Origin of the sequence: Cupriavidus basilensis (genome assembly GCF_008801925.2) — a bacterium.
GTDB lineage: Bacteria > Pseudomonadota > Gammaproteobacteria > Burkholderiales > Burkholderiaceae > Cupriavidus > Cupriavidus basilensis.
Window position 1 is genome coordinate 2,051,003 of record NZ_CP062804.1, and the last position, 12,050, is coordinate 2,063,052.

Below are 12,050 nucleotides of genomic sequence, written 5' to 3' on the forward strand. Positions count from 1 at the left end.
CCCCCATGTCCAAGAACTTCAAACACGCCCTTACGAAAGCGCCGGCCACGTCCGCTAGTCATGGTGCCGAGGGCAGCGACCGAATCCTGCTGTATTTCGGCTGGCTAACCCTGTTCATCTATCTGGCAACGCCCGCCGGCCTCCTGGTGGATATACAGACGTCGTACATACTCAAGAACCAGTTGCATGCGACGGCGACGCAGATTTCGACATTCCGGCTGGTTACGGGCATACCCGTGTACATCGCGTTTGTTTTCGGCCTCGCGCGCGACCAATGGAATCCGCTGGGATTGCGCGATCGTGGCTTCTTCCTGATTTTCGCTCCGGTGACCGCGGTGGCATTCATCTGGATAGCGTTTTCAGGTTTTTCATACGCGGGACTGGTCACCGGGATGCTGCTGGCAATGCTGTCGTCCCGATTTGTCGCCGCAGCCTATCAGGGCTTGATCGCACTGGTGGGCCAGGAGAAGCGCATGTCCGGGCGCCTGAGCGCGCTATGCAACGTGGTCAGCTCGGTCCCTGTCGTTGCGGGCGCGTTTGCTTCGGGGTACATCTCAGATCATCTCGCCGCCAAAGAAGCCTTCATCCTGGTGGCGACGGTCACGTCATTGATTGCCGTGCTGGGGCTCTGGAAGCCCGTTTCCGTCTTCGGCCAACTCTATGATCAGCCACAAGCCAGAGGCGCGGATCTCGTTGGGAATATCAGGCGGCTGGTGAAACATAAGGCTGTCTATCCGGCGGTTCTCATCTGCTTTCTGTGGAACTTTGCGCCGGGATCGGCCACTCCGCTGCAGTTCTATCTGAGCAATGCGCTGCATGCGTCGGATTCCGTCTACTCGTACTACAACGGGATCTTTGCCGCCGCGTTTATCCCGACATTCTTGCTGTATGGCTTTCTGTGCAAGAAAGTACCGCTGAACAAGCTGCTGTGGTGGGGAACGATCGTCGCAGTGCCGCAGATGATTCCGCTGGCGTTTATCCACTCAGCCAATCTCGCGCTTGTATTGGCGGCACCGATAGGGCTCATGGGCGGCGTAGCCACGGCAGCATACCTCGATCTCGCAATGCGGTCCTGTCCGCCAGGACTGCAAGGCACCTTGATGATGCTGGTGGATGGCGTTCTCGCGCTCTCGGCGCGTGCCGGCGATCTGCTGGGCTCATGGATCTATAACAGCAGCCCAACGCACGGATTCACCTATTGCGTGATCGCGACAACCGCAGTGTACGCCCTGATCCTGCCCTTGATCCCGCTGACGCCGAAGGAGTTGATTGCTACCAGGGATGGCGAACAGAAGCCGGGAGTCGAGGCTGAGGTGCTGAGCGAGATCCGGGAAGCGTAAGCGAGCAACTAGTACCGTCTGGCCCGTCTGGCGAATGGCGTGCGCTTAAAGCAAAGTCGATCCCCGAGGTTACACCAGCACCAGTTTCCGTAGTAGACCCACAGGGGACAGATACACCGCTACAAAGACGTCGTTGGGGCCGTCGTGTTATCCAAGGATGCCCCGGAGAAACGGATTTTCTCGAACGTTAGGGCAATCGACTCGTTGTAAGTGACATCGAAAGACAATGAATGATCGTTTCAACGGCCTGCTCAACGGAAACGCTAGCTGTGTCGACTACAAGATGGTCTGAATCCCATGTGTCATATTGGCGTTCAAGCACGCTCTTCCATGTCGGCAGCGTGTGGCCTGGGATATCTGCCTGTCTCTCCTCGACCCTCAGACGGTGCGCCGTCGTATCAGAACAAATCAGCTCAATATCGAAGATGCGCACACCTGCTTCGAGCGCCGCGCCTCTCCAGGAGCTACGCGTCACATGCAAGGAATTGACCGAGTCCGCGACAACGGTCATCCCCAGGCGCAAATTATCTTTTGCAACGGCATATGCAGCAAGATAGCCGGCAGGTCCGATATCAGCCCCATCGCTCCCGGCCGCAATCATTGCCTGCTCCAGCGTATCGATACGCAGGTACACTGCGGCAAGCTTGCGTGCAAGTGCTTGCGCTACCGTTGTCTTTCCGGTGCCCGGTAGTCCTCCGAAGGCAATCAACATTTCCGGCGTTCCCTGTATTCGAATGTAAGACGGAACAGCTAGCAATCGGGCTGTATCCCGTAGAAGGTGTAGAACGCCGCGATGGGGGCTTCGACGGCGAGCGCTTGCAGTGGGAAGGCGAGCGCTAGGTCTCGAACGTTTGCCAGTTTCGATAACCGTTTTTTGAAATCCTGCACAGCGCCAAGTCTGAGCGAGCCGTGGCGATCGAGAAATTGCCCCCACAGCGATACGTGGCGATACCGCGGCTGCGCAACCCTGGCGCTCGCGACGTACGCCGCGGGAAAGCACCGTTGATATGCAGGAAGGTGATAGAGCCACGAGGTGCCCACCACGCGTGTCACTAGTTGCCTGTTGCGCTTGACGTCGCCGAAGAGTGACCGAAGTTCAGCAAGCCGAGCAGGCAGGCGCTCCCTGCTCAAAGGAGATGTCGCGGTGGACTCCGCATTCCGGAAATGAATTCGCACACATTCCGCGTCCTGCATCGCATAGGAAAAACAGCCAGTTTCCGGGACCGTCGCAGACGTCCGTGAATCTGCAACTTGCGCGAGATAGAAGCGATAGGTCCAGTCGCAAATATCCGATGTACGGGTCAGTCCATCGACGTACAAACGCCAAACGGGATGACACGGGTCAAAATCCCTAGCTAGCCCAAACCGAATATAGAAGTTCGTGTAGTCGAGCAACGCTCGATCGACGGGCATCTCGAAAAGCGCCGCAACGGTTCGAGCAAAGTCAAGCTGCAACTCGAAAAAGTCCCTGCTGTAAACCATCAGCGCCACCCCCCCGAGCAAGAATCATCAATCGCCCGGCATTTTATCCGCGTGACTGCTCCCGTCCGATGCCGAAGCGGCCGTTCGCCGGAGATGTCCTGCTCGGCGGGCGTCCACTGAGCCTATTCATAGAATTTGCCCGCAACCAGAATTCACCGTTCTATACAAACCGTATCCTCATTGCGCAGTCTACCTTAGCGCAGACCGTACTTGCCGCCAGCCCGAATTTTCCCTGCGCCCCCGGATACAGTCACACCCTTAGGTAGATAAGCACATCGCATGCCTGAACTCCCGCGGGGAGCAGGAATTCAGGATGCTATGGGGGTTTTGCACGTCGTAATGCTCAAAGGTCCAACTGATGGGCCGCTTCATGACCGAGGCGGCCATCCAGGTGTGGTATCGCTCGCACAAAGGTCATGAGGACGTGCCACATTCTTCCGACAAGATGGGGAATCTGCCCGTTGTCTACCCCTCAGCCGCTGCATGCCCCATCGCAAAACCTGCGGCCCAGCCGCAACCGCCATCTCTCGCACTTGCCGCTTTTTCTGCCGGATGAGGTCGGTCGCGAGCAGATCGATGCTTAGCGCGCATCACCGCGAAGTAGATCACGGAACATTCCAGAAAGCAGCTAGCACGCTGCCACCTCGCCTTAACCCTGATTCATCCGATAAACCGTGGCGCTCCAGTACCGGTTGCCATCGGTTTTCTCCTGAGTCCATCCGGCCGCCTTTAACTGCTTGCCGATCATTCGATTCATGAATCCGTGACCAAGCAGCAGAACTGGCCCTTCGCTGGCAAGGGATTGAAGTCGTTGCGCCGCCGTATCGGCCCGCATCCTGGCCTTACGGGCAGACTCGACCTTCCCTGAGAAACCGCACAGCCATAAGACCCGGAGAATCAATGCCCATGTAAACGGCGAAAGACGCGGCAGTGTCCATCGCCCATAGGGCAGTTGCGCCTCGCAGAAGATCTCGTCTACCAGGGTCGGCGCAAGGCCCAGCGCCCGAACGGATGTCAGCGCTCGGGGCGCACTGCTCGACACAATCACCTTGGCGGTGGCGGCTAGCTCCACACTAGCCTCTGGAGCGGGCTGGTTAATGATTTCGGATAGATCATATTGCGCAATCCAGCCCTGCATATCGCGTGCTGAAACCTTGTCTAACATGGCCAGATTCGGTTGGCCATGGCGCATTAAGGTGATTTCCCTGTTCACTGTATTCATGTCCTTGCTGTCCAGTGAGTGCAGAGGATACACGCCGCGAGTGCTTTAAAGCGAGATGGTGGGAACCGATTGCGCTGCCGCTCGAGGCGACGGGCCATGCAGCGGTGTGCTAACTGGACCTCAGCGTGAACGCCAGAAGCAGCACATTCACGATGAGCAAGCCATACAGGATCGCCATGCCTGCGGAGATAACCCGGCGCCGTTCCTGTTTTAGCGACGCGCGCCGCTCTCGCTTGCGTTTCCAAAGCCAGGCCGCTCCAATGCCGACGGCGGCGAGGCCCGCCAGCAAACCTGACAACACCACGTTGGCGGAGGCTGGCTCGGACGGGACTTGCCCGGTTCCGGGCGACGTCGGCGGGGCCTGAACGCCGGCGGCCGCCGGCGATGCGGGCTCGCTCGGCTTCGCGCTCTCTGGCACGGTGGCAGCCAGCTGAGCCGGCGTCGCCTGGTCTCGCGCCGGAGGTGTTGGTTCCTGCTTTGGCGGGACAGGGGCTGCAACGGTCGTGCTTGGCGCAACGGTCGTGCTCGGCAAAACAGCGGGCCGTGCCGGCTTCATGCGGGCAGCGTCCCGCCACCGCCACCATTCATGGAACAGGCTATCAAGACAGCGCACGGAGCCACAGGCATCGCGCCTGCTGCGCCAGGCGCGCACGTCGGCATCGTTGGTGACGCCGCTGCGCAGCAGCTTCTGCTGTTCGGCATAGATGCGCTCGTAGCGCGTCGAAAGCTCCGCGTTATCGCAGACCAGGTGCTTGTTGCGCGGGCGCCCGTCGGTCGCCAGTCCACATCGCATCCCGTCGCCGTTTGGATCTTCACAGCGGACCGATCCCGCGCCGGATGCTGACTTACAGTCGATGTCGGAGGCCTGCGCCCCATGCAAGGCAGACAGGCCCAGGACAACGAGCACGGCCAGGTGTCCTATGACCCTGTTCATCACGGCTCCCCATCGACGCGGCCACATCGGCCTTGAGATTCAACATAGTCGATGGCCGCATGGGCCTGCAAGCGTGCGATTGGTGGCGCGATCGGCAGCGCGTGTTGTAGTGCACTTTGTTTGGCGCCGCCAAGCCGCGATGCGCGCGAAGTACCGTATCGATGCCATGCGCCGCGCAGCCATCTTCCCGCCCTGTGGCTAAACGGCCTGCCAGCCGCCGGCGGCGTTCTCGACAGCCACCGAAAGCAGCGCGTTGAGTTGCGCGGTTTTTTCGGCGGCGAGGCTTAGCGGGCTTTCGGAAGGGGCGTGGGCCGTGAGGAAGGTGTCACGCCCGGCGCGCTGGGCGGAGATGTTGTAGTGCGGGTACCTATGCATCGGGCGCCCTCCTTTGGCAGGCGCGCAGGCGCTGGCAGAGGATAGAGGGCTTGGAAGCTGCGATTTGCCCGGGACGAGCAAGCGAAGACTGGGGCATGGGTATGCCTCCTTTTTCACGCGGATTGATGGCGGATTGGTCACCTTTTTCCGCGGGCTGCTAAACCCGGTCGCTGTGGTTGCAACGACCTGCGCAGTATAACGGCACAAAGTACGCTCCAAACCACCCGCTACAAAAAGTCACACTGCTACACCATCAGCCGGTAAAAAGCACCAAATCGACGTGTTCCAGCCCTTTCCGGGTTTCAACCCCACCCTAGGCCAGCCGTTTCGCCAGCTCTGCGCCGTGGGCAAAACCGGCCGTCTCCGCCGCGTCCGCCGTGGGGAACAGGTCCGTTACCTTGGACGATTCCAGCAAAGTCCCGGCGGCCCGGATGTTCGTGCCCGGGCGGCAGACCCGCACCGTGTACTCCCAGACCGTGGGCGTTCTCGGCCGCACCTGCACTTGTACTTCATGGGTCTCGAAAACCCGCTTCTTCCACGCGTATTCTTTGATCATGGCTGTCTCCGCTTTTTATGGGAGAACCGCAACTTAGCCGGGCGAACGCTAGTCGTTCAAGCGCGCATCGCAAGCGTCATGGCGGTTGCGGGCTACCGTTGCGTTCTACCCATCATCGTATCAAAACACGCAATGTCTGCTCATCTCGTGCAATCCCGGCTTGCATTTTTGCCAATTGCGCAACACATGGCGTGGCAACGCCGGGCATGCCAGGCACTGGACAATCTGCCGGCGGGCAATCATCCTATGTCTCCCGCCCGCTCAAGCGCGCGCCAGCCAGATTGCACCATGACGCTCCCTACCCTGCTGCTCTTCATCTTTGCCTCGGCCGTGACCATTGCCACTCCCGGCCCGACCGTGCTGCTGGCCCTGAACAACGGCTCCAGGCATGGCGTACGCAAGGCGTGCTGGGGCATGGCCGGGGCGCTCGCGGCCGACATCATCCTGGTCGTCACCGTGGCCGCAGGGCTTGGCGCCGTCATCGCCGCGTCCGAGGTTGCCTTTGAGGCGATCAAATGGTTTGGCGCCGCTTACCTGGCGTATGTGGGGTGGAAGATGCTGCGCTCGGGCAAGGAGCCGCAGACAACGCAGACGGTACCGGAAACCGTGCCGGACACGGCTGCGGTGCGGGGCCGCATCCTGTTCTCACGCAGTTTCCTGGTGGCGCTGACCAATCCCAAGGCGCTGCTGTTTATCTCGGCCTTCCTGCCCCAGTTCATCGATACGAGCGCGGCGCTGCTGCCGCAGTACGCCATCCTGACGCTGGCCCAATGCCTGCTGAACCTGGCCGTCATGCTGGTGTACGCGGCGCTGGGCGCGCGCATTGTGCACGCCTTTCGTGGTGACGGCATGCGCTGGCTGAACCGGCTGTCAGGCGGCACGCTGATTGCGCTGGCAGGTGGGCTGGCGTTTTACCGCCGCGCGCAAACCTGAGGCACGCAGCACCGCTGCCGCACCATTGCGCCCAATCGGGCAAAAAAGGGCCAAACCATCATGCCGAAGCCCCAGATCCTGACCTATATCGACGCCGGCACCTCCGACGGGACCTCGCGCCTGATGCGGATGATCGGGCAGCAGTTGCTTCCCGGCGCGTACGAGATCCGGGCGGTCATGGCCGACGACATCCGGCAGGACGAAACGCTCTTCGATGATGCCGTGATGTTTGTCATGCCGGGCGGTGCGGACCTGCCTTATTGCGCAGCACTGAACGGCGCACCCAACGCGCGCATCCGGCGCTTTGTCGAAGAAGGCGGCGCCTACCTTGGCATCTGCGCGGGCGCGTACTACGCCTGCAGGGAACTCGCCTTCCATGCCGGCACCGAAGGTGCCATCTGCGGCCCGCGGGAACTGAGCTTCGTGGATGCCATCGCGGTTGGCTGCTTACCCGAACTCACCCGGGGCGTCACTTATGACGCAACGCCGCGCAGCACTGCGGCAGCAGAAATACGCACGACCCATAGCCTGACCCATGTCCCGATCACACTGTATGCGCACTACCACGGCGGCTGCCGCTTCGACTTCGGCGATGCAACAAACCACGCGGCGCAGATCCTGGCCGTGTACACGGGCCTGGAAGGCACCCCGCCCGCCATCGTCAGCGCCCCCGTGGGCAAGGGCTGCGCCATCCTCACAGGCATCCACCTGGAAATCTCGGAGCGCGAGTGCAAGGACGCCCTGCGCGGACACAGTGACATGACGGCGCACCTGCACGTCTGCCGCAAGCTGGCGCAAACGGGCGACGCCCGGCTGGCGGTGTTTCGCCACTTGCTGGCGCATGCGGGGTTGATGCTGGGTTGACTGGCTGATCTCGATACCCACATCGAGCCGGAGAACCTCAGGCCAGTAACCAACGGATTCCTGCTGCGGGCCTCTTCAATCCGAGCGGTATCGCGCCCTGCCTATCGCAGCGCCAGGCGAAAGGCAGAAGCCATATTGTCCTGTTCTCGCTGCGACAGTTGCAGTCCGTTCGCAGCAATCCGCCACTGACCGACAACCCTCTTGAAGTCCTCGATGATGTCATCGGCATCGGACAAGGAAACCCGGAAATACCCGGCCACCTCTCGTGCAAGCTCCAGATCGAGCGCGTTGTCAGCGTGAGTGATGTTCAGCGTCAAGCCATCGGCGATGGGAACAGGGTTCATGTCATAGGCGTCGGATAGCCGCCACCCCTTTCCTGGCATCAGGATGAATCCATGATTGCGCAGATGGTCATCGGTATTGGAGACAAGGATGTTGAAGACGATGCGTGACCAAAGCTCGCACAAATCCTTGCTGGGCTGCGCACCATGCCGGACGATCACTTCGGCCAATTCCAAATAGCTCGCGCCGGCGGCAGCGTCGTCGCCATCGACCCGACCGGTCATGGTCATGGCGGAAGCGAAATGAAGTCTCCGGCCAGCACTGGTGCATCGAAGCGCTTGACCATGAAGCAGTGGTGGTCGCTTGCGAAGCGCTGCGCCATCCCTTTCGCTACCCGCAACTCACACGCTGTAGCCAGGGCGTTCACGACCATCTCCCATGCGCCAACATCATGCTCATCACGGGTGCTCGGGAATTTCGCGATCCAGAGGTGGCCATCGCTGTCGGCCACGCTGGCCTTTGGGCGCGCACCGCCAAGAGAGCCTCCCGGGGCAATTAGCATCCGTAGCCATGCACGGCCATCCGCGGACGTGTTGTCCGGATCCGCCTCGATAGCACGGCTTGCGCGCTCCAGATCGCGGAGCTCGGTGAATGGCGGGGCCGCAATACCATCGCGATGATCGAGAAAGCTCCCTTCGTCGTTCAGCCGGTATCGAATCGCACCGACTCGATAGCGGTCGTGCACGCCGAGCAGGTAGTCGGACTCAAAGAGCCTTGTGCCCTTGGGGAAGATGCCGTCGCGAACATCGCGCTCCAGCCGCCGCCTCATCAACACGCGCCCCCATCTATCAGGACACGAGTCGGCAAATACCCCGAACTTGTCGTGATGTTCTCCTGGAAACTGTGGGCCAGAATAGAGCCCGATGCGGGGATCAATCTGCAAGCGCCCCAATGCGGGATCAGCCAAGGCCGCCGGATCGTACTCGAACTCGAACAGCTCTGCTGCCCTTGCCTTCCTGGCATGCAACCAGCCAAGGCGCTTGGCGGATGCCAGGCCATCCCAGTCAGCGTAGACCCCGATCATCTTGCTCATCACTCGTGTTCCTCGTCCGCTGGCTTCTTTCTCCTTGGGGAGATCAAGGCAGCCAAGGACTCACTATTGACGGGAAGCGGAGTTGCTGTCTCAACTGGCCACCTGTCCTCTGGACGGGCGACTGTTTCGTCGCGCGGCAGGCGCGGCGCAGCGGCGCGCTGGCTGGACATGCGTCCTAGCAAACGGGAATCTTGCAGGCCTCTGCCGATCTCGTCCGTCTCCGCGATCTTGGCCAGGTCTTTCTCGACGCCCAACACCTGCATCACCGAAAGATAAGCGCCGATCGTTACGCCCGAACCACCGGCCTCGAGCGATCGCAATGTCATCTGAGACATCCCGGCACGCTCTGCCACCTGCTTGGCCGTGAGCTTTCTTCGCAGGCGAGCGAGCTTGAGACGTTCGCCGAACTCGACAAGCAAACGCTGGGTTGAGGGAAGGAGTGGCGCGGTTTTTTTCGCCATGGTGGCAATATTTCTACATATCCAGGCCGATAATGCAAAAATAATAGCACTTTTTAGAAGCGATGCAATAAGGCAAATACTCTGGCCATCGTGCGTCCGTAGCGCAAGAATAATTGCATTTATGGCGTTTGACGCACATTCATTCCCTATTCAGAAAATCGAATACCCGCTCAACGTCGTCAGCCACTCCAGCGCCTGCACCCCGGCCAGCGAATTGCCGCTGTGGTCCAGCCCCGGTGACCAGACGCACACGGCCCACCTGCCGGGCAGCACAGCCACAATGCCGCCGCCCACGCCGCTCTTGGCCGGCAAACCCACCCGATAGACAAAATCCCCCGCAGCGTCATAAGTGCCGCAGGTCAGCATCAGCGCCGACAGGCGCTTGGTGGGGCTGGCGTCCAGCACGCGCTCGCCGCTCCACGGCACCACCCCGCCATGCGCCAGGAACAGCGCCGCGCGCGCCAGGTCCTCGCAGCTCATGGTGATGGCGCATTGGCGGCAATAGGCGTCGATGACCTTGTCCACCGGCATCTCAAGTCGGCCAAAGTCCTTCATGAAGTACGCCATGGCGCGATTGCGGTCCGCATGCTCGCGCTCGGACTGCGCCACGCGCGGGTCGTAGTCGATCGCCGGGTTGCCGCTGAGCCGGCGCAGGAACTGCACCATGGCGGTCTCCGCCTGGACAAAACGGCTGCACAGCACGTCGGTCACCACCAGCGCGCCAGCATTGATAAACGGATTGCGCGGCTTGCCTTGCTCGTACTCCAGTTGCACCAGCGAGTTGAAGGCGTTGCCAGAAGGCTCGCGCCCGACCCGCTGCCACAGGTCCTCGCCCAGCAGCTGGAACGCCAGCGTGCAGGCAAACAGCTTGGAGATGCTCTGGATGGAGAACGGCACCGCGGCGTCGCCCACGCAATGGCTGCGGCCATCGGCAAACACCAGCGCCATGCCGAAATGCGTGGCGGGTACTTTGCCGAGCTCGGGGATGTAGTCCGCCACGCGGCCCTGTGTGAGCAAGGGCGCGATGTCGCGGTGGATGCGTTGGAGGATGTGTGCGTAGTCCATGCCGGGCCCGAAGAAACGTTGCTGGCAACATCCTACAGCCCGGCGGGCCACTGCGGCACTCCGCGCGCCGTGGCGCGGCTGGTACTAAGCCGCCACCGGGCCACCCCGGTCCAGCGACGCCGACACCCCCACCGCCAGCAGCGCCAGCGCGGCCACCGCCGCACCCAGCCAGGGCAGCTGGGTCAGCGGCAGGCCGGCGCTGATCATCAGCCCGCCCAGCCACGCGCCGGTGGCGTTGCCCAGGTTGAACGCGCCCTGGTTCAGCGTGGACGCCAGGTTGGGCGCGCCCTTGGCCTTGTCCAGCACGCGCACCTGCGTGGCGGGCACCACGGCAAAGCTGACCATGCCCCACACAAACAGCGTGAACAGCGTCGGCACCGGAAAATGGCTGGTCCACGAGAACACCAGCTGCACCACCGCCACCGCGGCCAGCAGGCTGGCCAGCGCGGGCATCAGCTTCCAGTCGGCCAGCTTGCCGCCGGCCAGGCCGCCCACCGTGATGCCGGCCCCGAACAGCAGCAGCACCATGCTCTCCTGCTGCGCGGTGAAGCCCGTGACGTCACGCAGGATGTAGGCGATGTAGGTGAACACGGTGAACATGCTGACCGATGCCAGCGTGCTGATCAGCAGCGCCAGCTGCACCTGCGCCGCGCCGATGGAACGGAACTCGCGCAGGATGCTGCCGGCCTGCATCGGGATGGCCTTGGGCAACCAGGCCACCAACGCAGCCGCGGCGGCCACGCCGATCACGGTAACGGCCCAGAACGTGGAGCGCCAGCCCAACGCATGCCCAAAGGCAGTGCCAAACGGCACGCCCAGCACGTTGGCCACCGTCAGCCCGGTAAACATCAACGCCACCGCCTGCGCGCGTTTCTCACGCGGGACCAGCTCCGCGGCCACCACCGCGCCAATGCCGAAGAACGCCGCGTGGCAAAACGCCGTGACCACGCGCGCGGCCATCAGCAATGCATAGTTGGGCGCCAGCGCGCACAGCGCATTGCCGAGGATGAACAAGCCCATCAGCCCCACCAGCGCGGTCTTGCGCGGCCACTTGTTGGTCAGGATGGCCAGGATGGGCGCGCCCACGGCCACACCGATGGCATAGCCCGAGACCAGCATGCCGGCAGCCGGCGCGGAAACGCCAAGATCGGCGGCAACGTCGGGCAACAGCCCCATGATGACGAATTCGGTGGTGCCAATGCCAAAGGCCGCGGCAGCCAGCGCGAGAAGCGGTAATCGCATGATGTTGTTATTGAAAAACGAGAGAGAGATCGGTGAAGCTTGCGCGTGCGGTGCGCACAATCGGCGCAGAGGGACAGCGCGCGCGCCGTGGCGGGAAGAACGGCAAGCCACGTGCGGATGAGCAGACCATGACAGCGCGCCGCGCACGATCGCGCAAGTGCCGCATTTTGCGCCAATTTCGCGCGGTGCGTTGGCGGGTGC

General features: G+C 61.9%; 14 protein-coding genes. 3 read left to right on the forward strand and 11 right to left on the reverse strand.

Annotated features, from left to right (window positions below; translation table 11 throughout):
- Positions 1-5 precede the first annotated feature (5 nt).
- Entirely contained in the window at positions 6-1,340 is a 1,335-nt protein-coding gene (locus F7R26_RS30030; RefSeq protein WP_150990677.1) for an MFS transporter, read from the forward strand.
- Between the two features lie 187 nt (positions 1,341-1,527).
- Here F7R26_RS30030 and F7R26_RS30035 read toward each other — a convergent pair whose 3' ends face one another.
- From F7R26_RS30035 to F7R26_RS30060, 6 genes are all read right to left on the reverse strand, one after another.
- Positions 1,528-2,052 (reverse strand): P-loop nucleotide/nucleoside kinase family protein, encoded by a 525-nt coding sequence (locus F7R26_RS30035; RefSeq protein ID WP_150990679.1) that lies wholly within the window; start codon positions 2,050-2,052, stop codon positions 1,528-1,530.
- A gap of 38 nt (positions 2,053-2,090) precedes the next feature.
- The gene (locus F7R26_RS30040; RefSeq protein WP_150990681.1) at positions 2,091-2,822 is read right to left on the reverse strand and encodes a hypothetical protein; all 732 of its coding nucleotides are present in this window, start codon (positions 2,820-2,822) and stop codon (positions 2,091-2,093) included.
- A 649-nt stretch (positions 2,823-3,471) separates the two neighbouring features.
- Positions 3,472-4,044 carry a histidine phosphatase family protein gene (locus F7R26_RS30045; RefSeq protein WP_206702532.1) on the reverse strand — a complete coding sequence of 191 codons (573 nt, stop codon included), beginning with the start codon at positions 4,042-4,044 and terminating at the stop codon, positions 3,472-3,474.
- Between the two features lie 109 nt (positions 4,045-4,153).
- Complete coding sequence (locus F7R26_RS30050) at positions 4,154-4,951, reverse strand: lysozyme inhibitor LprI family protein (RefSeq protein ID WP_241754584.1); 798 nt, start codon at positions 4,949-4,951, stop codon at positions 4,154-4,156.
- A 225-nt stretch (positions 4,952-5,176) separates the two neighbouring features.
- The gene (locus F7R26_RS30055) at positions 5,177-5,353 is read right to left on the reverse strand and encodes a hypothetical protein (protein WP_170301969.1); all 177 of its coding nucleotides are present in this window, start codon (positions 5,351-5,353) and stop codon (positions 5,177-5,179) included.
- A gap of 313 nt (positions 5,354-5,666) precedes the next feature.
- Complete coding sequence (locus F7R26_RS30060; protein WP_150990685.1) at positions 5,667-5,909, reverse strand: hypothetical protein; 243 nt, start codon at positions 5,907-5,909, stop codon at positions 5,667-5,669.
- A gap of 288 nt (positions 5,910-6,197) precedes the next feature.
- On the opposite strand from F7R26_RS30060, the gene F7R26_RS30065 reads away from it, so the two are divergent.
- Complete coding sequence (locus tag F7R26_RS30065) at positions 6,198-6,842, forward strand: LysE family translocator (RefSeq protein WP_150990687.1); 645 nt, start codon at positions 6,198-6,200, stop codon at positions 6,840-6,842.
- Between the two features lie 60 nt (positions 6,843-6,902).
- Positions 6,903-7,706 (forward strand): BPL-N domain-containing protein, encoded by an 804-nt coding sequence (locus tag F7R26_RS30070; RefSeq protein WP_150990689.1) that lies wholly within the window; start codon positions 6,903-6,905, stop codon positions 7,704-7,706.
- 101 nt (positions 7,707-7,807) lie between these two features.
- On the opposite strand, the gene F7R26_RS41530 is transcribed toward F7R26_RS30070, so the two are convergent.
- The 5 genes from F7R26_RS41530 to F7R26_RS30090 form a co-directional block, all read right to left on the reverse strand.
- Positions 7,808-8,278 (reverse strand): type II toxin-antitoxin system HipA family toxin, encoded by a 471-nt coding sequence (locus tag F7R26_RS41530; protein WP_277820367.1) that lies wholly within the window; start codon positions 8,276-8,278, stop codon positions 7,808-7,810.
- Positions 8,275-9,081 carry a type II toxin-antitoxin system HipA family toxin gene (locus F7R26_RS41535; RefSeq protein ID WP_277820368.1) on the reverse strand — a complete coding sequence of 269 codons (807 nt, stop codon included), beginning with the start codon at positions 9,079-9,081 and terminating at the stop codon, positions 8,275-8,277. Before F7R26_RS41535 ends, F7R26_RS41530 begins: the two co-directional genes overlap by 4 nt.
- Positions 9,081-9,542 carry a helix-turn-helix domain-containing protein gene (locus F7R26_RS30080; RefSeq protein ID WP_150990691.1) on the reverse strand — a complete coding sequence of 154 codons (462 nt, stop codon included), beginning with the start codon at positions 9,540-9,542 and terminating at the stop codon, positions 9,081-9,083. Before F7R26_RS30080 ends, F7R26_RS41535 begins: the two co-directional genes overlap by 1 nt.
- A 150-nt stretch (positions 9,543-9,692) precedes the next feature.
- The gene (locus tag F7R26_RS30085; protein WP_150990693.1) at positions 9,693-10,607 is read right to left on the reverse strand and encodes a glutaminase; all 915 of its coding nucleotides are present in this window, start codon (positions 10,605-10,607) and stop codon (positions 9,693-9,695) included.
- Between the two features lie 84 nt (positions 10,608-10,691).
- Positions 10,692-11,849, reverse strand: coding sequence for an MFS transporter (locus tag F7R26_RS30090; RefSeq protein ID WP_150990695.1), 1,158 nt, complete (start codon positions 11,847-11,849; stop codon positions 10,692-10,694).
- Positions 11,850-12,050: the final 201 nt, after the last annotated feature.